This window comes from Elusimicrobiota bacterium (assembly GCA_018816525.1).
Classification (GTDB): domain Bacteria; phylum Elusimicrobiota; class Endomicrobiia; order CG1-02-37-114; family XYA2-FULL-39-19; genus OXYB2-FULL-48-7.
The window spans coordinates 1-25,715 of the sequence record JAHIVV010000065.1; the positions used below are offsets into that span (position 1 = coordinate 1).

Genomic DNA, 25,715 nt, shown 5'->3' on the forward strand with positions numbered 1-25,715 from the left:
CGAAATATTCAAATGTTTTCTGCAATTCATAATTTGTTGATTTAATGGTTTTATCCCCAGATATAACCGTTTTAGGTAAGTTATCAATATTTTCTTCAGCCCAGTCTGAAATGATTCTTTGTGTTTCTTTTTTGGATTTAATATCAATTTTTTGTTTCAAATTATACTTTTCAGTTTCCTTCAAAAATATGTTAATAAATAAAGGTGATAATCTTGTTTTTTCTCTTTGTCTTTTGGAATGACAGGATAGTAAATCTATCGCTTTATAATTAGAGTTTCTTATGCTGGAGTGTATAGAGATATAATCTTTTGCAATATCTTCTTGAACTTCAATATCTTCCAAATTTGTATATACATAGCCATAATTAAGATTTTCGGAATTATAATGGCCATAGTCCGGTTCTGGCATTCTCATAATGCGTCCAATTGTTTGGATAGAAAAAACCATGCTTTTCCAGTCCCTAAATAAAACAAGTATTTGTGCCCTTGGACAGTCCCATCCTAATGCTATAGCTTGTTTAAAAATCAAAACTTCTACATCACTATCAATCCTTTCAACATCTTCTTTGTTAACATGTTCACCGGACAACCATATTGCCAATTTTTCGTTATCTGTTGTGATTCCATTTTTCTTTAAGTGTCTAATTACCTTTTCTTTAATAACATCTTCTAAATTTGTTTTTCTGTCAGGCAATTGAATCAAAACTAAGGGGTTAATTGGAACGAGTCCATGTTTTTCTTTTTCAAAATTATTAAGTAAAACTGTCCTCTTTTTAAGGGCTATGTCAATCACAAATTCTTCAGTTCCCTGGCTCAGTTTACTTTGAATTTTTTTGTCTTTTAAAATGTTTTCAAATTCGGCATTCAAAATAACTGCCTTTTTAATCATTCCTTCTTTTTTTACGTCTTCTAGCTGAACAGTGACAGATTCATCAGGATTTTCAACTATAGGTGTGGCAGATACCTCAATTGTAAGTTTAGGTTCGATGTCTGTTATTAGTTTTTTTGAAATATCGCTGGTTGCATGATGGTGACATTCGTCAATAATAAGAATAATTTGCCTGTCTTCCTCTTTTGTGTTTTTGATGACATTAGTAAGATTATTGTCTTTTTCGTTTTCACGAATATAAATATTGTCTGATTTATTGATGCTTTCCCAGTTAAAAAATAAAATCTCATTTTCATCAATCTCAATATCATCTAAATCTTCAAAAAATGAACACTTCAATGTTTTGTTGCCTTGATAATAATCGTCTAATTTATTTTTGCTTTGAGAATGCAGCTGTCTTGGAGCGGTCCAAATGAAGGAAAATTGCTGTTTTATTTCTTTATCATCTACAAGTAATTTCAAGAATTCTGCCACCATGATGGTTTTACCAGAGCCTGTAGGTGCTTTAAAAACCAATCGCTTACTTCCGGTATAACCCAAAAGGCTTTTGGATTTAGCTAATAATTCCTTCATCGCTTTTTCTTGATAATCTTTCAGTTGCATTGTTTTACCTAAAAATCCTTCTGTAGACCTTTAAAATTGCTTCAGGGATTGGAGAAAGTTGGATTTTTTGCTTCATGTCAGCAAACTCTTCGTCAAAGGTATCGTCTCCCAAAGAAAATATATAAATGCTGAATTTTGTATCAATGCCCTTTATTTTCTTCTTGAACTCTGGTATAGCCAATTGATCAAAAATGATTCCGGTGTAATGGCCATTATTTTTGAATATTTTGTATTTTTTTTGGCTTAAAACCAATTCAAATGTTCCTTCTTTAACACAAAGCATTTCTGTGGCTTCCTCTGTTAACTTCTTTTTGTTTCCATCTGTAGGTTCAGCTTCAACAAAACCGGTTTTGAAATACCGTAAGTTAGCTTGAATATTTGTTATGTCAGGATAATCTTTGTGTCCCGTTATAACTTTTTTTAATCTTGGATAACATATTTCTTCGGATATATTATTTTCGTTGTTTGTACAAAGAATAAACTGACGATTCCCTTTATCTTCTTTGTTAAGCATTAAAACGGCATGCCCAGTGGTTCCGGAACCAGCAAAATAGTCTAAAATAATTGCATTTTTCCTTTCATAGAGTATTGGTGCAATGCAGTCAAAGGTATTATATACAGATTTAGGAAAATCAAAGTGAGAAGAAGGAACAAGGTTATGGACAATTTTTGTGCCATATTCATTTGCATCATATCTACTGTCTTGCCAGACTGTTCTTACTGTTCCAAAATCTTTGCCTATTTCAATTTCATAACCGTCACCATTTGTTTTTTTTGCTCTTAGTAAATGCTTTACTTCGCTTACGCTTTGAAGGGCATATCTCCATTTTCTTTCAATGCCATTTTTATCAATAGGGTAAACATAATAACATCCTTTTTTCGGTTCAGTTTGCTTTTTGGGATGAACGTTATTGCTTAAAACTTCACCAAAGTCAACTATTTTGTCGTTTTTGACAATTATAGGGTAAAAACAGTTTCGTGCATCACTTCTTGATGATTCACTTCCCCAGTTTCTCAAATTACTCCAGTCGATGTCTTCTTCTTTAATCTTTCTTGCACCGATTGCGTCAAGATTTTTTTTAAAAATGAAATATGCATATTCATGAGTATAAGAAAAGTTGTTTCCTTGAATGCCTCTAGGGTTGTGTACTATAGTTATGCAATGAATTTCATATCCTGAGAATATTTCTTCTAACAATGAGCCTAAATGATAGAATTCATTGTCATCAATAGCACAAATAAGTACGCCATCGCTTTTTAGTAACCTCTTTGCCATTTGCAGTCTTTTTGACATCATGCTCAGCCATTTACTATGACGATAAGCATCATTGATGTCAACAAAATTATTGTTATATTTCCAGTCCTTTGCACCTGTATTATAAGGTGGGTCGATATAGATTACATCAATTTTCTTTTCGTGAGTATAATTTAGGACAGAAAGGGCGTGGTAGTTATCCCCTTCGATTAACAAATTTACGGGTTTGTTTTTATCAGTAATTATTTCTTTGCTTTTAACTTCTTTCAGTACAGGTAATTTCTCTTTGCAAAGCTCAACCACTTCTTCGGGTTTATCTTCCCAAACTAAACCGTATTTCTTGCGCTTTTCTAAATTCTGGATTTTTGCAATCAATTCTTCTTTTGAAAGGTTTTGATAATTATTTTTCATAATATTTTATTCTTTACGCTTGGGAATAGGTCAATATTTGTGTGAGGCAAAAACAAGGTGGAAGTGTATTCATTCATGAATTTAGGATTGGTAGAAAGGTCTATGTAAGTCATTTTTTCTGCGGTTTCTTTTGCTTTATCGCGGGCTTCTTTTGAAAGCAAACATATTTTTGCGCCGGTTATGGATGAATTTCCGATAAATTGAAATTTATTCCTCGGCAGATCAGGAAGCAGTCCGAGCATGATTGCTTTTTCTATGTCAAGATAAGTTCCGAATCCGCCTGAAATATATATTTTGTTTATATCTTCGAATTTCAGGTTCATTTCCTGCAGAAGTACTTCGATTCCTAAGAAAATCGCGCCCTTTGAACGGATAAGATTCGCAATATCCGGTTCAGTAATCACAATATCCGAATTTGTCTGTGTCTCCGGAGCGTAAGCAATTACGAATTCCAGCTCGCCATCCATGTTCCTTCTCAATCTGGATGAAATTTTCTCGCTGGCGAACTTGCCGTCACGATTTATTATACCCCTTCTCAATAATTCTGCCGGGATATCTATCAAACCCGTGCCGCAAATCCCTTTAGGTTTTTTATTGTTTATAGTCTGGTATTTGACTTCTTTTTTATCATCGGAAATTTCTATTTCCTGGATTGCGCCGTCAACCGCCCTTATACCGCTTTTTATCCCCACTCCTTCAAAAGCCGGGCCTGCTGAACATGCTGCGGTAACTATCCAATCACTATTACCCAGCGCTATTTCGCCGTTAGTGCCAAGGTCTATCAATAATGAATTTTCAGTTGAATTTTGCATGCCGCAGGCAAGTACCCCCGCTGTGATATCTCCGCCTACATAGGAAGCCACACCCGGAAGGCAGGAAATTATTCCCCTTTGATTAATTTTTATCCCAAGTTCGCAGGCATAAACAGATAGCGGAAAATTAATTGACGGTATATAGGGTTCTTTGCGGATAAATTCAGGGCTTATTCCTAAAAATAGGTGAATCATAGTTGTATTGCCTGCAACAGTAATAGCCAGTATATCGTTGTGGAAAATTTCGTTTTCAGTAATAAGAGCGTGTAAAAGGCTGTTGATTGTGTCATGTACTGATTTTTGAAGTTTTTGAAGCCCATCTTTTTGTCCCGCAAAGATCATTCTTGTGATTACATCTTCCCCAAAAGACATTTGCAGGTTATAAGTGCCTTTTGAAGCAACAATTTTTTGGGTATTTAAATCAGTTAAATAAGCGACTACGGTTGTTGTGCCAATATCAAGAGCGATACCGTAAGAATTTTTTGTTGTGTCCCCGGCTTCCAGGTGTATGATTTCAAAAGTCCCGTTAAATTCCGCAATACTTACGGTTACCTCCCACTTTGATTGCCTTAAGAATTTGCTGAGCGCCCGCAGTAATGCCAGGTTTATAGTGAAGTTTTCAATGTTTGTTTTTGCAGTCAGTTCCCTTTTTAACCTTTCAAAGTCGGGTGTGATATCTTCAAGGGACGGTTCAGGAATATTTAAATGAATTTTTCGTGCAATCGGCTGGAAGGAATATTTGTTTTCTTCTAATTGAGTTGCGGTTTCAGGCAGATTTTCAGAATCTTCAAAATCATCTGCATCGTCAGAGCCTATCGCCTGGATTTTTTCCAGTTTTGTTTCTGCCGGGATATCTACAACCATATCGCCTAATACCGCTGTCTGGCAGGCTAATACAAAACCGGCATTTTTTTCCTCTTTAGAAATCCAAGGCGAGGCGGAAGTGAAATACTCGCCGGATTTGATTTGTACTTTACAGGCGCCGCAGGTGCCCTGGCCGGCGCAGGTAGAACGTATTTCGATCCCGGCTTTAATTATAGCAGAGAGCAGGTCGGTGTTGTCCGGTATTTCAACTTCTTTTTTGTATTGAAGGAATTTTACTTTGTGGAGCATTAGCCCTGCCAGGTTGAACGTAAATATTTAGGAATTCCGCTTGCTTCGCGGGGCCCGATAAGCACTTCCCATCCGGAAACTTCGGCTAATTTCCCGCTCATTACAGAAACATAACCGGGTATGATTATCTTTCTATGCGAAACGGTGTTTTCAACATTTGTTTTTTTCATTGCATCAAGCACTTTTTCAGCATGAAATTTTTCTGCCGCCCAGGCTGTAAGCACCGAAAGCCCGTCGGTATCAACTATAAGCAGCCAGGTTGGCATTTTTGCATTTAGTATTTCCGGTTCAACCGTGAAATAAGTCAGCGAAAAATTTGTTGTCACAATTAACGGTGATTTATCGTTTGGCGTACCGCCGATGGCATAAAGTTTAGGTTCAACCGTAACAGGCTTTTGAGGGTCCGTATAAATATTCTGGCGCAGAGTCACTAATGGCAGGAATACTGTTGCGTCAGGTTCAGGCAGGATAACAATACTACCGTATTTCGCAATTGCCATGGAAGCATAACTGATATGCTCGTAATTATTCTTTCCAGAAGAAAATAACAGCGTAGGATAACCCAAAGACCTTAAGCTTTTCTTTAACGCGAGGCGTCTCACTTGCGTGAGATTATCAAGAGCTTGTGTTTCCTTTGAATTTGAAAGGTCAATTACGATTTCTTTGTAGCCTGATGCGGCTATTTTGTGAGTGATGGTATTTATTTCTTCAAGGCCTTTTCCGGAAACCAGCAATACTGCATTATGCGTTTTAGCAAGGGCTGTAATTGCTTCCTGGTTTGAGGCTGTTGCAGGGCCGATTACCGGGCGGACATCCCCCGCTTTTTTAAGGGCTTCTTTCAGGTTTGAAATATTATCGCTTAAGAGTATTAAAAGGGCTTCCGATTTAGTTTTTACTTCATTTACAACATTTGCAAATTTTATTTTGTCTTCAGAATCATTTTTTATAGCAATGAACTCCGATTTAACTTTTTGGCCTACGCGCTCAAATTTGAGGTTATTAAATTTGTTGATTTTGTCTGACAGCTCGCCTGCAGATATTTGATCGCTGATAAGTATTCCCAGCCCGCAAGGGTGAAAAAATGTCTTTTCGTGCCTGAAAAGCACTGTTTCTCCGCCGATTTCAATTTTGTTTTCTCCTGCGCCTATCACAATTGTGCGGATTGGCGGCTCGCTGGCTGAAGCGAGGGCTTCTTTGGCCTGTTCGGTTATATCCGGGCATTTATCAAGCGACGTCTTTTTTCCCACAAGGCCCATAGCAAATGCCAGGCAGGTAGGAAATCCGCATTTTTTACAGTTTGTTTTAGGCAGCAGTTTGTAAATGTCTAATCCAGTTAGGGCCATATGTATTCTCCTGTTTTTATTAACTCCCCTCGTTCCCCTCTTTCAAAAAGAGGGGATGATCTCCCCCTTTATGAAAGGGGGATTAAGGGGGTTTATGGTTATAGTAACGGCGGCAGTTTTAGGGCAGGGTGATTGCATTTTTTCAAAAATTCCAGCAATTCTGCCGATTCTGTTGCAATTGTTTCATCCGCAATTTTATCAACAAAATCAGGGGTGCCCAGTTCCTGTGCGCGTTTTGTGAGTTTATCTTTAAGAATTTCTTTGAGTTCTTTAGGCATCCAGACTATTCTATGAAATCCGCCCTCGGGTACAAGAAATTTTTTGCTGGCAAGGTAAATTCTCCCGACGCCTAAAAAGCCGGGCGTCTGGTTACCGCCGCCTACTGAACCTGCCAGGGTTGTAAATGTCATACCGATAGGCGTCATGCCTGTATAGCCCCTGTTTACTACCATTACGCCGTTGCATTCAGGAAGCACGGCAACAATACATTCAAAACAACCGCAGGAAGTAGTCGGGGATTCCATTATCGCGTAATTGTTGAATTTTTCAATTGATTTATGAGAATTATCAAAAACAAATTCATTTACGCCTTTCCATTCGCCGCAAACAGCATTAAGAAGTTCCCCTTTTTTAATCGGCTGGTTCATGCCTTTCGGGTTGATTTCATAGGCGGCTTTACCGTCAAGCCAGTTATACGCTCCGCAAAGCCCCAGTTTTTCCGGTGTAATCACGCATACATGATTTGGCGCGTAACTTTGGCACAGCGTGCAGGAATAAAAGAGATCCACTGATTCATCCGTAAGGTCAGCTAATCTTTGATCCCTGGTTTCAAACGATTTTTGAATATCGGGAAGCAATTTTTCAACTTTCTCTTTGTCTGTATAAATTAAAACCTGCACTTTATCTACAAGCGCAGGAAAATCCTCGAGCAGTTTAGCGTGCAATATTTCGCCCATGTGTTTAAGGCGGAATCCTGCTGAGAACGCATCCTTGCTGATCCTGACCCAAATCTGGTCTCGCTGGCCCATATGAAAAATGCCCATAGCGAAATTAATAAAATGATGGATTTGCCTTTCAAGAACCGGTTCAAAATCTTTCTGCATTTTCCTTCCGGCAACTTCTACAACTATTCCTAAAGGAAGCGCAGCCGGCCCTTTATCCGAAGGTTTAACAGTATCAGCGTCAGGGCCGATTATTTCAATTTTGCCGTCTTCAACCTCATCCATATTTTTCATGCGTAAATATTCAAATGCAGTTGAATGTTTTCCGCCGAACTCAACATGAGCCTGTTCTTTTCTGACCCTTTCTCCTTCGAAAGCGGCTGCAAAAGGCACAGGAATAGGAATTTTTGACATTTTAACTTTTACGCCGCGGACTTCAATACAGCGCGGGACGATTTTTTTATAGTTTAACTCTTTAACGAGCGTTTCGTGCGTAGTGAGGCCTGAAGATAAGATTTCAGGTACTTCAGTGTCTGCAATTATAGGGAAGCCCAAGTCAATGGCCCCGGCGCCGGCGGCAACTTTTATATCATCCAGCGGCCCAAGTGTTAATCCAAAGGCGAATACACGCTCTTTGGTATATGCCAGGCATTCTTTTGCGTTACCAGGTTTAACTCCGCCGAAAGTCATAGCGCCGCGTATAGCCCAGTTAAGAGGATAAATTGCCGACGCTGTATCCCTGCCGTAAGGCACTATGTAATTATCCCAGCCCATTTCAACTTTTTCTTCTTTTAACTGGTCAATTATTGATTTTCCGTTTGATGAAGCGCCTACAAACATTAAAATATTTCTTTTTTGAAATTCACGGATAAGTTCAACGGCTGTTTTGTTATCCGGTGCAGCGCCCAAAATAGCGGCAAAACCCGGAAGCCTGCCGTCAACAAGCTGGATTCCAAGCGTTCTTAATATCGTATCCGGGAAAAAACCTTCGCAGTCCGGCTGCGGCTCCTGTTTATAGAGGTATTTAATGCCGGTTATAATTTCCGCTCCAAGCAAAGCAGAAAGCCCGCTTTCCAGCACGCCCAGTCTTGCAAGCCTGGAATTTACGGAAGTTTCCAGCTTTATCAGTGATTTAGCTTCATTTAAAGGAACAGAAATGTCATTTAGTGTTTTTACTTCATGCCCCAGCAATGCGTAAGCCATAGGGAAATAGAAGGCCGTTTCAGGGAATTCAACTTTTTGCCCTGGCCCTTTTTCTTTAACAGCTTTCACCAGCAATTCGTCCGCTATTGATACGATTTTTTTTGCGCCGCTTAAAGCAAGGTCAAAAACGATCTGTAACATGAGGCATTTACCTCTTTAATAGTTACTTATTTATATTTACATTCCTGGATGGAATCGGAACAATAATATTTTCTTTGTCGTACCTGTTTTTTAGGCGTTTGATAAACTCATGTACTATAACATATTTGTCGGCAAATTCCCTAACTCTCAAAATAACAGTAAGCTTAATCCCAAGATCGTTAAGAGAATTAAAACGTACAAAAGGCTCGAAATCTGCAATACCGCCCTGGATTGATTTCATAACATCTTTCGCTACTTCAATAGTCACCTTTTCAACTTTCTCCAGGTCGCTTTTATAATCAACGTGAAAATCCAGCGTAATTGCAAGTTCTTTTTCAGGCTGAAAATAATTTGTGACTATCGCCTGGGAAAGTTTATTGTTCGGGATAATTATTATATTGTTTGGAAGGGTCCTGATACGGCTTGAGCGCCAGCCGATATCATCAACATAACCTTCCTGTCCTGAATCAAGGAGAATATAATCGCCCACGTTTATCTGTTTTGTAAGAATTGTATAGATACCCGCAAACAAATTCGACAGAGTTTCCTGTAATGCCAGGGCCACCGCCAAGCCGCCGATACCTAAAGTTGTTAGAATCGGAGCAATTGAAATCCCCAGCAGATTCAGTATTATAAGCGAACCTACAATGAAAATGATTATATTCGCTACATTCGTAGTAAGAGTGGTAACCGGAAGCGCCGATGTATGGAATTTATCCGAATAGGTTTTTATGGTTTCACCCATTATTTTTGAGACTACCAATGTAAGTGAAATCACCCATATGGCGATGGCCACTTTATCAATGAATATAGTAATATTCGGCGATAAAGAAGTAGCTCTGGTAGCGAACGCGATACCCAGAAGCGCCGCCCAAAAAAGAAAAGGTGTTTTAATTGAAGCAATTACTATAGCGTCAATATTGGTTTTGGTTTTCAAAGACCAGTTTATCAGAAATTTAAACAACATCTGACGCAATGCATACCCTGCGCCGAAAACTACTCCAAAAACGATAAAAGCAACCAATAAATCTTTATGCATTATTTTACCCTGCAAATATCACCGGATTGCGGTTTATCACCGGAAATAACTTTTGCTACAGCGCCGTTTTCACCGAGATACTTTACTATTTCGATAGTTCCGACATCATTTTCTACATTGCCGATTGTTATTCCGGTTGATTTGCTGACAATTGGCTTTCCCGGGCGCGTTACTTTAAGTTTAGAATTTACGGCAATGCCTGATTCTTTTCCTGAATCAAGATAAATGTTATCATTGTCCACTTCAGCTACATAACAATACCAGTCCATTTTGTCGATTTTTTCAATTATATTATTGACAAATTTTACAATTGCCGCTCTTAAGGCTTCACCTTCAAGGGTTTCATCATACCCGGACCTGCCGCCCATTCCCAAAGTGGCCGAAACTTTTTTCTGTGCAACGCCTTTCCCTGAATCTGTCCAGAGTATTTTGCCGTCAGAAACATCAACTATTCTTAAATCTACCGTAGCTTCCGCTATTTGTTTTTTTGATTCATAAACGAGATAGTCTTCACCTTCGGTTTTTACGCCGAATTGAGATATGCTTCCTGTTACTATTGCGTTAAGCCCAAGTACCTTGCCTGTCGCTGCTGCCTGGTCAGGAGTAATTGCGCCTGATTGCTGAAGGTTTTTTTCTGCCATAATTTTATCAAGTTTCTCTCTTTCAATTAAAATAAACCTGCCTGATTTTCCCAGTTCTGTGGTTAAAATATCACTTGCAGAACTGCCCAGCCTGGTTTGGCCGTAGGCTGTTTTATTCTCAAAGGCTATTACTGCAATTTTTTTCCTTGGGCCTACCTGCTGGCCTTCTTTTATTTCACTCCTTACGTTTACGGCAGTGGCTTGTTCTTTAATAGTGGTTTTTGGCGCGCACCCTGCTATTAAACCTGCTACAAAACAACTTACAACTAACAATTTGAACTTCATGTGAGACCTCCTAAATTTAATATCTTTCCGGCATTTGAGCCGCTATGCGGCGCGTAAGCCTGTAAGTTTCTTCGTCCAATGGAATGCGGACTACCTTTTCGACAGCCGCCCGTTTAAACAAATTTTGTAAATTCTCAGCAATAGATTCATTAGGGTTTATTTTTGATAATGCCGAAATGCCGTCTTCGGTTTCCCAGAGAGTTCCTCCGGTATTTGTATCAAGCATTCGGTAACTTACCTTTAAGACAGCGCCCAAAGATACCCTGACTGGTTTAAAAACAAGTAAATTCCCGTAAATCAAGGCGTCAACATTGAGTTTCTTTCCTACATCCTGTGGTTTTACAGAATTCAGCTGGCCGCCGTCAGTTATGCCCATTTCCTTTAATAAAGCGTCAGTTTCTTCAATAGGCTGGGTTATGTAGCCGTATTTCTCCTGCATTCTTCTGTAAAACTTTTCACGAACCAGCCTGGGGCCGTCCATATTTGTTGTCTGATTATCCATCGGCAGTATAGCAACTTTTATTTGAGGAAGAGGTTCTCTAATAACGTGGGTGCATCCGTACAGCGAAGCAATGGTTAAAACAATCAAAAAGAGTTTAATAAGTTTCATATCGCTACCTTTCCGATTATATCCAGTTGGGATAAATCGATTTTCTTTTCATTTGATGTTACAAGTTTCAAGTCGATGTCAGTTATCCGGCAATTCTGCATCACAACTGCGCGGTTCTTTTTCTTTTTTCGGATAAGGTCAATTGCATAATTGCCAAATTGAGTACCTAAAATCCTTGACCTGGCTGAAGGGCTTCCTCCCCGTTGAATGTAGCCGAGGTTACTGACTCTGGCAGGGAAGCTTGTGATCGCCTCGATTTTTTTTGCTGCCTCAGTAGCGTTCCCGGCGCCTTCTGCAAATATGATTATAATGGATTTTTTTCCATTTTCTTTCATTTTTATGATTTTTTCTGAGATTGTGTTTATATTATATTTCATTTCAGGAATAAGAACAAATTCTGCGCCTGAAGCCAAGGCGATATTAATGGCGAGAAATCCGTGTTCCCTTCCCATGACTTCTACCAGAAAGATACGCTCAAAGCTCGCTGCTGTGTCGCGGATTTTATCTATGGCGTCTATTGCGGTATCTATAGCGGTGTCAAAACCTATTGTTTCATCGGTTCCAAAGATGTCGTTATCAATTGTGGCCGGTATGGCTATTACAGGGATCCCGGAAGTTTTTGAGATTTTCTGGCCGGCTTTAAAAGTACCATCCCCTCCGATTATGACAAGGTAATCAATGTTATGCTTTAAGAGTATTTTTGCGGCTTTTTCAATTCCGGTTTTGGTCCTTATTTCTTCACAGCGCGAGCTTTTCAAAATGGTACCGCCCCATTGGATAATTCCTCCGACAGATCGCCTGTCCAGATAGATGAAATCTTCTTTAAGCAATCCGGCATAGCCGAGTTGTATTCCTGTTGTTTCAAATCCGTAGGATGAACCAATACGCACAACACTCCGGATGGCGGCGTTCATTCCGGGTGCGTCTCCCCCTGGTGTTATAACGGCAATATGCATGATTTTCTCCTCCCTTCCGGGATCCAAAATTATGATTTAAAGTTTGCTGATGTTTCAGAAAGCATCATTAACGCTTTTTCTGCATTTTCACTGCTTAAGCTTCCCAGCCCGCAGGCCGGAGTAATTAGTATTTGGTTGTACAACTTATTTTTATCAATACCTTTTGCAGAAAGTTTTTCAAGGTCCTTTTTTAGTTTATCCGCAAGAGCGCCGGGATTTTCTTTAGTGATTTGTTCTTCATTTGTTGGAATAATTCCGCAGGCAAGGATTCCGCCTTTGTCAATAAAATGTTTCATTTTCTCTTTATAGAGGAGCAAGCTGTCAAAAAAATTATAAGCATCAAACGAAAGTATATCAACTCCGCTGTCAATTAAAACCGACCAGTCCGTGTTGGCGCAGCAGTGGACGCTTATCAGTATGTTGCCGGCATTATTTTTTATGGTTTGAATGACTTCAGACAGTGAATTAATCACATCTTCCCGCGATATTGCCGTGAATGCGCTGCCATAAGCGGCCAAATAGGGTTCGTCTAGAGACAAGATTATAGGAATTTCAAATTTGAAATTTGAAATTTGTTTTATTTGCCATAAAGATTTTGAAGCTATGTGTTTTAGCACGACATCCTTTAATTGCTCGTTATAAAATATTGCCTGGCCTTTTTCGTCTTTTACTGTCAGGCCGTAAGTGAGCGGGCCGGTAATCTGGCATTTTAAGCCAAGGATTCCAGATTTCAAATTTGAAATTTGAGATTTCAATTCATAAAAACCAGCGGCATACCCTTCTGAAATTGAAAAATAATCCCAATCACTTGACAGATAATGTTCGTAAAACATTTCAAGGCTGTTGAATGCTTTTTGGGTATCGACGCAAATTGTTTCTTCTTTTTCATTTACTATGATTCCAGGAAAATTTTCCGAAAACTGTGCATACATGTTTTCTTTAAAACTGCGTTTTGGCAACTGCGGCCAGGCAGGCAATTCGGGAGTATATTTAAATAATAGTTTCACAGCCTCAGGAGCTGATTTAAAGGGTACGCTTCCTAGAGTGGTCGGTATTCCTTTGAATTTCATTTTTTTTCCCATTTTAGCAACTGAGCAACTTTCGCAAGTGTATTACCGCGGTGAATTTCTTCCCTGATTCTATTTTCTTTTTCCAGGACATCCATTGCGCGGTTGGTGGTTTCGGCAAGTTTCTCTTTTGGGATAACAATAACTCCGTCATCATCTCCAACTATCCAGTCGCCGGGCGAAACTGGTACACCCGATATTACAATAGGGATATTTATCTCACCAAAACCTTTTGGTTCACCGGCCTGGGGTGTTATTTTTTTTGCAAACGCAGGGAATTTTAACTTCCGTATATCTGTAACATCGCGGATGGCGCCATGTATAACAACCCCGCCCAATTTTTTTTGTATGGCCGAACTTGTGGCTAACTCGCCCCATACTGCAGGTTCAACACCGCCGGCATCAATTACTATAACGTCTCCTTTACTTGCCAAATCAATGGCTTCAACAGGTTTTGCCCAATCCCCGGGGTAAGTTCTTACGGTTACAGCCGGCCCGAATATTTTTACTCCGTTAAATACTGAGTAAATGTCTTTGAGCGGCAATGCCCTATGGAGAGCATCTGAGACATTTGCTACAGATGTTTTATTTAGTATTGCACCAATTTCATTGGCATTTTCAGATGTAACCCGCTTAAAAAGTTCTGATTTGATTTTTATTTTTTGGGTGATAGCTTTCTTTATATCAAAAGCGGCTTTTTTAGCGTCTTTTGATTTTGTAATAGAACCTCCCGCAATTATTATTGAAGCTCCGGCTTTGACTGCGTCTGCCGCATTTTCGGAATTTATGCCTCCGGCTATTGCAATAGGCAGTTTGGTTATTTTTGCAATTTTTGTTACCGTATCAAAAGATATTTTTCCGGTCATCTGCTCGTCGATTGGTATATGAACTCCGATATAAGCTACACCTAATTTTTCAACCTGTTTTACTAATTCAGGAATGTTTTTTACTTCAAGCATGTCTACCATTATCCGCGCGCCGTAATTTTTGCCGGCATCAACGCATTCTTTAATAGTTTCCATATGAGCGCATCCCAGCACGCAGACGATATTCGCGCCGGCTTTTGCAGCAATTTCCACTTCGGTCCTGCCAACATCCATTATCTTCATGTCAGCGACTATGGTTTTACCGGGGAATGCTTTTCTTAGTTCTCTAATTGCATTAAGGCCTTCAGATTTAATAAGAGGTGTTCCGGCTTCGATCCAGTCGCAGCCGCCTTCAACAGCTTCCTGGGCAAGTTTAATTGCGCGGTTTAAATCTACAAAATCGAGGGCTACTTGTAAGATAGGTTTTTTTATTTCCATTGTATATCGTCAGTTTTTCCTTCAATTTTATTTGATATTTTTTCAAATTTATCGCGCATGAGATCTACCATCCATTTATTTGTCTCTTCCTGTTCAACAAGTTTTCTGGCAATTTGTTTTATCATATTAGCCTGGTTATCCAGCTGGTTGCTCAGTTTTGCAAGGATAATCAGGATAACTATAAAAACTATCACCGTGATTGTAACTGTAATTTCCGTCAAAGACACCATTTTTTACCTCTCTAATACCCAATGCTATCCGCTTGGAAGGATATTGGGTACTTACCTCTCTTAATTGCCCAAAAACTTAATTATTATTTCCCTGTTTCTTGGTCGATTGTCAAAGTCTATAAATACAATCTGCTGCCAGGTTCCAAGCTGGAACCCTGCGTTTTCAAAAGGCACTGTTATGGAGGGGCCAAACAAAAAAGCCCTGATATGGGCAGGCGCATTGCCTTTTGGATTACCTGAATCATGGTTGAACTGTCCTTTATCGTCGACCAGCTGGTTAATGAATTTCTGGGAATCTTTGACCAAGCCTGGCTCATATTCCATTGTAGTAATTGCGCCGGTTGCTCCGGGAGCGAAAATCGTTGCTATACCGCTTAATAGTTTAGATTTTTTAAGTTCGTTTTTGACTTGTTCAGTAATATCAACAATCTGATTGTTACCCTGGGTAGAAAAATTTATTTTTGCATTAACTATATTCATTTTTTATAGGCTCCTTAAAGTATTTTGTACGATGCGGAAACCGCATCGCCTGACTGTTGTTTCCACAAATGAAGGAGATTTTTCATTAAAAGCACAGTTGTTACAGCTCCAACCCCGCCCGGGACAGGTGTTATAAACGAGGCTTTTTTTGAAGCTTTTTCAAAATCGACATCGCCGACAGTTTTCATTTTAGGTTTACCGGATTTTTCATCTATAACTGGATTACCATCAGCATTTGTTAACTTAATGCGGTTTATTCCTACGTCAATAACAATAGCGCCTTCTTTTATCATGTTTCCTTTTATAAAGCTTGCTTTTCCCACGGCAACTATTAGTATATCCGCTCTTAAAGTATGGCTGGCTAGGTTTTTTGTTGCTATATGGCAAACAGTGGGCGTAAGAGACTCAGTTAATGAAGATAAAAGCATCAGTAAAATAGGTTTCCCTACAATCTCGCTGTGGCCTACAATTACAGTTTCTTTGCCCTTAAGTTCGATAGCTATTGATTTTAAGCATTCGATAACAGAAAGAGCGGCACAGGGCGCAATAACCGGGTTTACCCCGGCGTATAATAACTTGCCAAGATTTAGAGGTGTAATACCCTCAATATCTTTTTCTGGCGCAATTTCAACCAGGACGTTGCGTGCATTTATATGCGGCGGAACAGGCATTTGCAGGATTATACCATTGACAGAATTATCCGAATTAAGTTCTTTTATGGTTTGAACTGCTTTTCTTTCATCTGTTTCCTGAGGCAGTTCGATTAATCTATAATCAATTCCTAGTTCTTCACAGGATGATTTTTGATTTTTTACGTAAACACTGCTTGCTGCATTTTTACCTATTTGAATCGCCGTGAGGAAAGGTTTTTTTCCAAGTTTGGCTGATAAGCCGGCAATTTCTGATTTTGTTTCGTTTTTTATTTTGTCTGCGATTTTATTGCCGTCAATTAGCTGTGCCGCCATAGTTGTCCCTCTTTTCTTTTATATATTCAATAAATACTTTTACTATTTCAGGGTTAAATTGAGTGCCGCTGTATTTAATAAGTTCGCTTACGGCCTGATCAATATCTAATTTTTTATTTTTATAAGGGCGTTCAGTGGTCATGGCATCAAATGCGTCTGCGGCTCCAAGTATTTGGGATCCGAGCGGAATCTCTCTCGTTTTTATATGCGAAGGATAACCGGAACCATTGTAATGTTCATGATGGTGTTTTACTGTTTCTGACACTTCTTTCAGAAACGGAAGAGATTCAAGAATCTTTGCGCCTTTTACCGTATGTAGTTTAACTTCTTCCCATTCAGCAGGAGTTAGTTTTGTAGGTTTTTCCAAAATGTAATCGGGTATTCCTATTTTCCCCAAGTCATGAAGCATAGCCGCTTGAGCGATTTTTACTATTTCCATTTCCGGCAGATTAAGTTTTTTTGAGATTGCAATCGCATATTTTGTAACATTATCAGAATGCCCGACTGTGTATGTGTCTTTAGTCTCGAGTATCTGCGAGAGTGCTCTTGTTATTCTAATATAGATATCATCAAGGTCTTTGTATAGTTTTGCGTTTTTAATGGCTATACCCAGATTGTTTGCCAAAGTTTCAAGTATTTCAACATCCTGAATATCAAAAATAGTGCCGTCAGACTTTTTCTGGTCAATAGTCATTATTCCTATTAGTTCATTTTTACTGACTAATGGTAAAACGAGCATTGCGCCAAACACGCTTAGCTCATTGATAATGTCATTATATTCCTGTTTTGGTAATGCTTGGAAAGCTGTATCAAGAATGAGCGGTTGTTTATTTGTTTCAAGCAACTGAATGAGTTTTTGATTAAAAATATAGTTTGTTTTTACGCAGTCAAGACCGTAAGAACATTGCAGTTTAAGCAAAGTTTTGTTCTGAATTTTTTCCACATAAAAGACAGCTATTTTTTCAGACCCTAATGCATTATGTATTGAGTTGATAACATAATCGCATAGTTTATCTATATCCAAAATCGTAACAACAGCTTTTGAAGTTTCATTTAACAGTTGATAATAACGGGTTCTTTTTTTTAAGACAAAACGTTCAATAACCAGAAATATTTCGTTATCCCTGTAGAAAGTAAAATATATCGCTCCGCTGATTCCTATAGACATTATAAGCGACATCGTATGGCCCAGATGCAATAGATGGAAAAATATATGTTCGCAACTAATTAAGATTACTGCTAGGAACGAATATTTAAAAACGTTAAAAAACATAAATTCTGTGTTCAGTAATGAGGGAGAGAGTGAGTAAGTAATTATTCCCAGGGGTATAAAGAGTAAAATTATGGCAAAAGTAGCAACGTTTATATTGTTTTGAGAAGTGGATAAAATTGTGAACGTAATAGTACCTGCAATCATTAAAGTTATAAGACCAATAAGAAAATATTGAATTTGGGGCTTTCTTGACCCCTGTAGTTTAAAATAATTAGCCGCAATCAAGTAACCTGAATAGATTATATAGGTTTGAACTAAAATTTTTACAAAGACAAGAGCAAAACCGTTTATTCTCCTTAATGGAAATATACTCGTTACCTTTTGAATACCATAGGGAGTGAAAACAACAAAACATAAAATTAACGCAGTAAAATAAAGAAATGTTATAAGCTTTAAGTCTATTTCTTTCTCCAAATAGCTATAAACCATCAAAACGATCGTTGCGCAACAAAAGAAATTTGAAGAAAGGACAATTCTTTCAGCTAAAAGCCACATAGATTGAGATTGAGTAAAAAAAAGTAAGCTTTTGGATATAAAAGCTATAGTTATTGCCCCAAGGACTACGGTAAATTCGACGTGCAATGCACTTCTCTTGGTTCTGAAAAAAGTGTATATCATTAGGATGAATGTCGTTATAGCACAGATAAAGTATAATTTCCCCAGGAAAGGATAGTACATTCTTTTTTCCTATTTCGTTAAGTATTTAATATGGCGTTAACTGAATTAATAATTTTGTCAATTTCAGGAAAAATATTATTGATTGATGATTCCGTCGCATCCTTTTTTTTATTAACAAATGATTTATCACTGACGCTATTGAGATTAATTGTTACATTATCGCGGGCCGCTTCTATAGCACTTTTTAAAAAAAACATGCCGCAGCTTATGTCACTGATAAGATTCCTATTACCCATTTTGACTAATTTATGAGCCTCAGGAATAGAATTAATGGAAATTTCTATAATTTCAAAGGGGACAGATATTGCTTCTTTCAATGCTGCCTGGATTGATAGTTCCCTTTGAGTTTTTTTTTCGTCCGTGTTCTTTGCAAGTTTGTAAGCGACAGAAACTTTTTCGTAAACGTAAGTGTCTTTATCTATAAGTTCATTCAATTTTAAACGATTGCTTTCAAGCTTAGCAAGTATAGATTTGATTTCAGGCTGGTGTTCTTCGTAGCCTTTTTTGCCAATAGTAAAATTTGCGACCATGCATAGCAGAGACACTCCCGTAGATGCAACTAATGCGGCAGCACTGCCCCCGCCCGGGGAAGGGATCTTTGCCGCTAACGCATCTAAATATTTGTTAAGAGGTTGTTCAATATGTTTGTTCATTCTTTCTTAAGCGTTTTTGCCAGGAACTTTTTCAATTTGAATTTTGAGAAAAATCCCATTTTTTTAAACTCTAGTTTTCATTAAAATCTTTATGAATTTGTTGGCTCATTTATTTATCCCGGACAGTTCAAGGATTTTTGGCACTTTGTCGTCCCAGCCTAGAGGCATTAAATGTATCCCCTGACAGAGAGGCTTGAGGTCTTTTATCAGTTTTGCCGCAATCTCTATTCCTGTCTGGCCTGATTTGGTTTTTTCTTTGTCTTTTTTAAGCTCTTCTATTAAATTATCAGGTACGTGAATGCCTGCTACATTTTCATTCATGAATTTTGCCATCCCAGCTGTTTTGAGAATAACTATACCCGCCATTACCGGAATTCCCCAGCTTTTAGCTTTTTCCATAAATTTTGCAAATTTATCTACTTCATAAACTGCCTGAGTTTGAAAAAATTGAACTCCTGCTTTGATTTTATGTTCCATTTTTATTAGTTGAGGTTCAATCGGGTCTGCACAAGGCGAAACAACAGCTCCGATACAAAATTTTGGGGGCTCGCCTTCGAGTTTATTTCCTGCCAGGTCGATACCGCCTTCAAGCTTCTTAACTGCATATGTCAAGGATACTGAATCCAGGTCAAAAACCGGTTTTGCGTCTTTATGGTCGCCAAGAGTTGTATGGTCGCCGGTAAGTAAAAGCATGTTTTCAATGCCAAAAGCAGCTGCACTTAAAATGTCAGACTGAAGAGCAATGCGGTTTCTGTCGCGACAGGTAACCTGAAACACAGGTTCCAATCCTTTATCTTTTATCAGATGGCAGCAAGCTAATGAACCGAAACGCATTACGGAAGACTGGTTATCGGTAACATTAATGGCGTCAACAATTCCCCTTAGGCTTTCTGCTTCATGGATTGTTTTGTCAATCTGCCAGCCCTTCGGAGGGCCTACTTCGGAAGTAATAACGAATTTGCCTTTGTCAAAAAGTTCTTTTAGCTTCATAATTTTTTCTCTTTCAAGAAATTAAATTAATTTAAAATAGTCGCGCACTCTGATAGATTTTGAGATTCTTTGGGTGTCCTGAACTTTCTCTAATTTTCTGTAGATTCTTTCCCAGCCGCAATCCATTTCTTTACTGACTTCACATTTGCCGTTTTTTGCCCCGCCGCAAGAACCATTGAGGAGGCTTTTGCTGCAGGCGGTTATAGGGCAAATCCCTCCGTTGGAATTCAAATAACATTCTCCGCATTGGCCGCAATTATTGGGTTGGACGGTAACGCCTTGAAAACCATTTAAATAAAGCGTGTCACAGCCGGTTAAAACAATTTTTTCTTCCAGAAGTTTTGCAATTGTCTGAACGCCTACACCGCAAGAGAAAACAAGTATAGATTTTGAGTTCGTTATTTCTTCTATGTGTTTTTTAATATAATTGCTTGCGAAATCATCGTTGCATATATAGTCTAGGGTTACGTTGCCGGAAATGTTCTGGTTAAGTTCTTTGATGAAAGAATCTATTTCAATGGCAGGAAAATAAACTTCCTTGCACCCGATGCATTTGAAAATGAAAATGGGCGCTTCAAGTTTTACAATCAGTTCTTCTTTTGGTTTAAGTTGCGTAATTAACATTTTGGTTTCTGTAGTATCAGCTTAGTATCCTTTATTATCTTAACTAACGGAATTTTTGACGAACAGATGTAGTCGCAGCATCCACATTCTATGCAGGACTTTATATTTTGTTTTTCGCTGTCTTCATACCTGTGTTGCGTGTTGAATAAGGCGTAAAATAAAGGATAAAGCTCCATAGGGCAAACGTCAACACATCTGCCGCATTTAATGCAGGCTCTGTTCTCTATAGGCTCAATCTCTTGTTTTTTTACAGCGATTAAACCGCTGGACCCTTTTATTACCGGAGAATCAGCTGTTGTTTGGATTACTCCCATCAGGGGCCCGCCCATTTTAAATACACAATCCGAATCAGGCGAAAAACAAAAATCTATGATATTTTTAATCGGTGTCCCGATTTTAATCAAATAGTTCCCGGGTTTTATACATTTTTTGCCAGATACAGTTACAATTCTTTCAATTAGTGGCATGCCGTTTACTGCTGCGTCATTTATCGCCGCAACAGTGCCCACATTTGAAACAACAACCCCGATATCAAGAGGCAACTTTCCCGCGGGGACTTCCCTGCCCAGTATTTTTTTAATTAATGTTTTTTCCGCTCCTTGCGGGTATTTTGTGGGCAATTCTGCAATAGTGATTTTATCAAACCCAGAAACTTTTATTTTAAGTTTTTCAATTGCTTCCGGTTTATTGCCTTCTATAGCGATAATAGCTTTATTGACATCAAGTATTTTCATTAATATTTTGATACCGGTAATAAGTTCGCCGCTCTTTTCAACCATTACTCTATAGTCGGAAGTAAGGTAAGGCTCGCATTCACACCCATTGATTAGCAGAGTGTCTACAGGTTTAGGCGGCTGAAGTTTTACATAGGTCGGGAACATGGCTCCGCCCATGCCCACTATACCTTTGTCCCGGATAATATCTATAAGTTCATCTTTAGAGAGTGACTCAAAATTACTGACAGATTTTATTGATTTATCAAGTTCATTTTTCTTGTCATTTTTGATTTTGACAGCAAACACTTTTTTTTGAATCAGGGGATGTATTGTTTCTTCAATGGAAATTACTTCCCCGCTTACGCTTGAATGAACCGGAGCGTATATAAATGATTTCGAATCACCTATCTTCTGGCCTTTTTTTACTTTGTCCCCGGCTTTTACAATGGGCTCACAAGGCGCGCCTGTGTGCTGTGATAACGGAATTATTACTAAATCCGGTTCAGGGAATGTTTCGATTGCCTTATATTCAGTAGTTTCTTTGAATTCAAAGGGATATATTCCGCCGTAGAAATTCTGGTTTCTTTTTTCTATATTGGTTTTCAAACAGGTGTTTACGGTTGAAAACATTGGTTTTGAGTTATCTCTTAGCTGGATTGATTTCGTGATATTGTCAATCTGCGTGTTTTGTTTTGACAATCTAAAATAAATCTTTTCCCAAGCGCAGTCTTTTGTGGTTCCTTTTTTGCTTTTTACTTCGCATTTGCCGTTTTTTGCCCCGCCGCACTGTCCGTTAACCAGGCTTTTTGAACAGTCAACTATCGGGCAAATGCCCCCCGTGAGATTTAAATAACATTGCGCGCATCCGGCACATTTTTGAGGTGTCAGGGCTATACCGTGATAGGCAGTTAAGCAGGTATTATTGTTTGCCTGAGGTATTGAATCAGCAATTGCATAGACTGGCAAAGAATCAACTATCTCAGCTACTGATTGAATACCCAGTCCGCATGATGAAACACCGACGGCCTGAGAATCTTTTAAATTTGCACCAGCAAGAATTTGCTTGGTATGATGCAAATTACAAAGAAAATCTACGTCTATACATCCCGTAAATTTCTTATTATTGTCTTTAAGGAACTTTGGCAAGGTACTGCATTCCTCGCTTTCTCCATCTTCGTGCGTATATTCCCTGTAACACTTTTTGCAGGATATAAGAAATATTTTTTCCTTGCCTGAAAAAGCTTCCAGGATTTCCTCGTCCGGTTTTAATCTGAATTTTGTGTAATCCATTAGCATTTAAAATAATCCTACTATACGGCCCTGGTCGTCAATATCAATTTTTGTTCCGGCAGGTACAGATGGAAGGCCCGGCATGGTCCTCATTTCTCCGCAAAGGGGATATAAAAATCCTGCCCCTATCGATGCTCTGATATCTCTTATTGTTAAAGTAAAACCTTTTGGCCTGCCTTTTAAAGTCGGGTCATGGGACAAAGAAAGATGAGTTTTTGCCATACATATCGGCAATTTGTCCCATCCGTTTTGTGTGTAAAGCTTTATTCTTTCTTCAGCCAAGGCTGAATACTGGACATCTTTTGCGCCGTAAATTTTTGTAGCTATAGTGTGAATTTTGTCTTTTATGGACATATCAAGTGAATAAAGATGCTGGAATTTAACGGGTTTTTCACAAGCTTTTACTATTGCATCAGCAAGTTCTTTTCCGCCGTTGCCGCCTTTTTCCCAGACCTCGCTTAAAACTGCGGCTTCTGCACCGAATTCTTTTGATTTTTTTTCTATAAGTTTAATTTCGTTGTCCGTATCAGTAGAAAATTTGTTTATGGCCACAACTACAGGAACTCCGTGCAAACGCGCATTTTCAATCTGTTTTTCAAGATTGCAAATTCCTTCTTCAATTGCGCCCAAATTTTCTTTGATTAAGCCCTCATCCAGCGGTTTGCCGGCAACAACTTTGAACTTGCCGCTATGCATCTTTAAAGCTCTTATTGAGCAAACCATAACAACACAGTTAGGCACAAGCCCGGAATATCGGCATTTTATATTCATGAATTTTTCCATGCCAATGTCTGCGCCAAACCCGGATTCAGTAACCACATATTCGCTAAGCCTGACAGCAATTTGATCCGCAATAATAGAAGAATTTCCGTGCGCAATGTTTGCGAAAGGCCCGGCATGTACAAAGCAGGGAGTATACTCGGTTGTTTGAAGCAGTGTTGGTTTTATTGCATCAACCATTAAGGCTGTCATTGCGCCTGCAACTTTGAGGTCTTCAGCGGTTACGGGTTTGTTGTCATGAGTGAATGCCATTACCATTTTACCTATTTTTTTACGCATATCTTTTAAATCGGTGGTAAGGGCAAGTATCGCCATAATTTCGCTGGCTACTGAAATATCAAAACCCGTGGACAACGGAATACCATCATCGGTAGTGCCCAAGCCTGTTACTATGTTGCGCAAGAACCTGTCGCTGATATCTACAACATAACGCCATAAAATTTTTTTCTGGTCTATATCTAATTGCCTGCGGTAGATAGCATTGTTGAGAAAAGCCATCCCAAGGTTGTGCGCTAAACTGATAGCATGCACATCACCTGTTAAATGAAGATTAAAATCTTCCATCGGAAGTACCTGGGAATATCCGCCGCCTGCCGCTCCGCCTTTAATGCCAAAAACCGGTCCTAAAGAAGGCTGTCTGATACAAGTGATTACTTTTTTTCCAATTTTTGCGAGCCCAAGCGAAGCGCCTATTGTTGTGACAGTTTTTCCTTCACCAAGAGGGGTGGGTGTTATGGCAGTGACGTCTACGTATTTGGCCTGAGGATTGTTCTTTATTCTTTTGAGAGTTTCAAGCTTAATTTTTGCTTTTGTATTGCCATAAAGTTCTAATTCGTCTTCGTTAATACCGGTAGATTTTGCGATTTCTGTTATTGGTTTTAGTTTTATTGATTGTGCTATTTCCAGGTCAGACGGAACTGCGGTTTTCATGAAATTATCCCCTAATAATTAGTATGTTTCTGATGTAAAAAATTATACCAAACTGGGGATTAAAAGTAAAGGTTATATGCCGATTTTTGGGCAAATATTGGATAATATGCATTCACTGCATTTTGGTTTTTTTGCGTCGCATATATTTCTGCCGTGTTCTACAAGCAGTGAGTTGAAAATACCCCAATCAGCTTTTGGTACAAGGGCCATGAGATCTTGCTCAATTTTGACAGGATCTTCATTTTTTGTCAGCCCCAGCCGGTAGGATAACCTTTTCACATGCGTATCTACTGCAATCCCGACAACTATACCATACGCATTATTTAAAACAATATTAGCTGTTTTTCTGGCAACTCCAGGAAGAGTTACAAGTTCATCCATTGTTTTTGGTACAGCGCCGTTAAAGTGTTTGAGTAAGAGTTTGGCAGATCCTATTATATTCTTTGCTTTATTATGGTAAAAACCGGTTGATTTAATATCTTGCTCGAATTCTTTCAAATTAGCTTCTGTATAATCTTTTACTGTTTTGTATTTCTTAAAAAGCAGTAAAGTCACTTTATTTATCTGCTTATCAGTAGATTGTGCAGAAAGGATTGTTGCTACGAGAATCTCTAACGGGCTAGTAAAATTTAGTGCAGTTTTTGCCTTAGGATAAGTTTTTTTCAGGCGGTTAATTATTTGGATTATTTCAGGGTTTTTTTTCAATGGATTTTACTCTTGAATAAAGGTTTTTATTCAAAGGTGCCTCAAGTTTAAGTTTTTCCGCTTGTTTTATTATGGCCCCGTTAATATATTCAATTTCTGTCTGTTTTCTATTTAAAATATCCTGTAGCATGGAGTTTGTATTGTTTTTTGTTTTTTTACATGCATTTACAACTTCTTTCTCTGGATTTTTATAGAGCAGTTTTATACCCAGATCTTTAGCTATCATTGCTGTTTCTTTTACAGTTTGAATTAAACTGTCTTTAATATAACAATTTTCTATAAGCTCTCCGTTTTTCATCTGGGTAATTGCCCCCAAAGGGTTAATAGCGGAATTTAGTACAAGTTTTGACCAAATAATTGAATCAATATTATTGTTGATTTTTATAACAATTCCGGTTTTATTGAATGTTTTTGCAATTTCTTTAGCCCTGCCGCTTTTTCCGATTATCGTCGCTCCTTTCCCGGCATGTTTAACTTTCCCCCAGCCGATAAGAGTCGCGCCAATGGCAGTAATTCCCGCAAAAACATTATTGACTGAATATTTTCTGATTATTTCAATATTACCAAGGCCATTTTGGAGAGAAAGGATGATCGTTTCTTTATTTATGCAGGGTAAGACGGATTTTGTAGCGGATTCAGTATCATAGGATTTCACGAAAATCAGGACAAGATTTGCGGTTCCTATTTCATTTGGGTTTGTTGTTATTTTGGTTTTTGTATTCTTCTTTGTTAAGCCGGATATTTTGATTCCGTTTTTTTTAATAACAGCTGTTCTTTCCGGGTTTTTA

Annotated in this window: 22 protein-coding genes; all 22 read right to left on the bottom strand. The window is 38.5% G+C overall.

The annotated features are described in order from the left end of the window. Positions 1-1,492 (bottom strand): DEAD/DEAH box helicase family protein (locus KKH91_06275; protein MBU0952407.1); only part of this gene is annotated, 1,492 nt, incomplete at its 3' end. A 4-nt stretch (positions 1,493-1,496) separates the two neighbouring features. Further along, positions 1,497-3,158 carry a site-specific DNA-methyltransferase gene (locus tag KKH91_06280; GenBank protein ID MBU0952408.1) on the bottom strand — a complete coding sequence of 554 codons (1,662 nt, stop codon included), beginning with the start codon at positions 3,156-3,158 and terminating at the stop codon, positions 1,497-1,499. Continuing rightward, positions 3,155-5,083 carry a DUF4445 domain-containing protein gene (locus KKH91_06285; protein ID MBU0952409.1) on the bottom strand — a complete coding sequence of 643 codons (1,929 nt, stop codon included), beginning with the start codon at positions 5,081-5,083 and terminating at the stop codon, positions 3,155-3,157. Before KKH91_06285 ends, KKH91_06280 begins: the two co-directional genes overlap by 4 nt. Continuing rightward, positions 5,083-6,426 (bottom strand): acetyl-CoA decarbonylase/synthase complex subunit gamma, encoded by a 1,344-nt coding sequence (locus KKH91_06290; protein MBU0952410.1) that lies wholly within the window; start codon positions 6,424-6,426, stop codon positions 5,083-5,085. Before KKH91_06290 ends, KKH91_06285 begins: the two co-directional genes overlap by 1 nt. Positions 6,427-6,524: 98 nt before the next feature. Next, complete coding sequence (gene cdhC / locus KKH91_06295) at positions 6,525-8,711, bottom strand: CO dehydrogenase/CO-methylating acetyl-CoA synthase complex subunit beta (GenBank protein ID MBU0952411.1); 2,187 nt, start codon at positions 8,709-8,711, stop codon at positions 6,525-6,527. A gap of 22 nt (positions 8,712-8,733) precedes the next feature. Then, positions 8,734-9,750, bottom strand: a complete 1,017-nt coding sequence (locus KKH91_06300; protein MBU0952412.1) for a mechanosensitive ion channel family protein — start codon at positions 9,748-9,750, stop codon at positions 8,734-8,736. Beyond that, positions 9,750-10,676, bottom strand: a complete 927-nt coding sequence (locus KKH91_06305) for a CsgG/HfaB family protein (protein MBU0952413.1) — start codon at positions 10,674-10,676, stop codon at positions 9,750-9,752. The genes KKH91_06300 and KKH91_06305 overlap by 1 nt, the downstream gene beginning before the upstream one ends. Positions 10,677-10,692: 16 nt before the next feature. Continuing rightward, positions 10,693-11,286, bottom strand: a complete 594-nt coding sequence (locus KKH91_06310) for a DUF799 family lipoprotein (protein ID MBU0952414.1) — start codon at positions 11,284-11,286, stop codon at positions 10,693-10,695. Continuing rightward, on the bottom strand, positions 11,283-12,242 hold the full coding sequence (locus tag KKH91_06315; GenBank protein MBU0952415.1) for a 6-phosphofructokinase: 960 nt from the start codon (positions 12,240-12,242) through the stop codon (positions 11,283-11,285). Before KKH91_06315 ends, KKH91_06310 begins: the two co-directional genes overlap by 4 nt. A gap of 29 nt (positions 12,243-12,271) precedes the next feature. Further along, positions 12,272-13,312 (bottom strand): methionine synthase, encoded by a 1,041-nt coding sequence (locus KKH91_06320; GenBank protein ID MBU0952416.1) that lies wholly within the window; start codon positions 13,310-13,312, stop codon positions 12,272-12,274. Then, positions 13,309-14,613, bottom strand: a complete 1,305-nt coding sequence (locus tag KKH91_06325; GenBank protein ID MBU0952417.1) for an orotidine 5'-phosphate decarboxylase — start codon at positions 14,611-14,613, stop codon at positions 13,309-13,311. Before KKH91_06325 ends, KKH91_06320 begins: the two co-directional genes overlap by 4 nt. Beyond that, on the bottom strand, positions 14,604-14,843 hold the full coding sequence (locus KKH91_06330) for a hypothetical protein (GenBank protein ID MBU0952418.1): 240 nt from the start codon (positions 14,841-14,843) through the stop codon (positions 14,604-14,606). The genes KKH91_06325 and KKH91_06330 overlap by 10 nt, the downstream gene beginning before the upstream one ends. A 60-nt stretch (positions 14,844-14,903) precedes the next feature. After that, entirely contained in the window at positions 14,904-15,323 is a 420-nt protein-coding gene (locus tag KKH91_06335) for a secondary thiamine-phosphate synthase enzyme YjbQ (GenBank protein ID MBU0952419.1), read from the bottom strand. Between the two features lie 14 nt (positions 15,324-15,337). After that, positions 15,338-16,288, bottom strand: coding sequence for a bifunctional 5,10-methylenetetrahydrofolate dehydrogenase/5,10-methenyltetrahydrofolate cyclohydrolase (locus tag KKH91_06340; protein MBU0952420.1), 951 nt, complete (start codon positions 16,286-16,288; stop codon positions 15,338-15,340). Then, positions 16,269-18,239 carry an HD-GYP domain-containing protein gene (locus KKH91_06345; GenBank protein ID MBU0952421.1) on the bottom strand — a complete coding sequence of 657 codons (1,971 nt, stop codon included), beginning with the start codon at positions 18,237-18,239 and terminating at the stop codon, positions 16,269-16,271. The genes KKH91_06340 and KKH91_06345 overlap by 20 nt, the downstream gene beginning before the upstream one ends. Before the next feature lie 17 nt (positions 18,240-18,256). Further along, positions 18,257-18,892, bottom strand: coding sequence for a cyclodeaminase/cyclohydrolase family protein (locus tag KKH91_06350; protein MBU0952422.1), 636 nt, complete (start codon positions 18,890-18,892; stop codon positions 18,257-18,259). 105 nt (positions 18,893-18,997) lie between these two features. After that, entirely contained in the window at positions 18,998-19,882 is an 885-nt protein-coding gene (locus KKH91_06355) for a methylenetetrahydrofolate reductase (GenBank protein ID MBU0952423.1), read from the bottom strand. A 21-nt stretch (positions 19,883-19,903) separates the two neighbouring features. Further along, positions 19,904-20,506, bottom strand: a complete 603-nt coding sequence (locus KKH91_06360; protein MBU0952424.1) for a methylenetetrahydrofolate reductase C-terminal domain-containing protein — start codon at positions 20,504-20,506, stop codon at positions 19,904-19,906. Continuing rightward, positions 20,500-22,518 (bottom strand): electron transport complex subunit RsxC, encoded by a 2,019-nt coding sequence (gene rsxC, locus KKH91_06365; protein ID MBU0952425.1) that lies wholly within the window; start codon positions 22,516-22,518, stop codon positions 20,500-20,502. The genes KKH91_06360 and rsxC overlap by 7 nt, the downstream gene beginning before the upstream one ends. Then, positions 22,519-24,222 (bottom strand): formate--tetrahydrofolate ligase, encoded by a 1,704-nt coding sequence (locus KKH91_06370; protein MBU0952426.1) that lies wholly within the window; start codon positions 24,220-24,222, stop codon positions 22,519-22,521. It lies immediately after the preceding gene. 72 nt (positions 24,223-24,294) lie between these two features. Continuing rightward, positions 24,295-24,927: an endonuclease III gene (gene nth, locus KKH91_06375; protein MBU0952427.1), complete on the bottom strand. Its 633-nt coding sequence runs from the start codon at positions 24,925-24,927 to the stop codon at positions 24,295-24,297. Next, positions 24,911-25,715: 2-dehydropantoate 2-reductase (locus KKH91_06380; GenBank protein ID MBU0952428.1), on the bottom strand; the 805-nt coding region annotated here is incomplete at its 5' end. The genes KKH91_06380 and nth, both read right to left, overlap by 17 nt.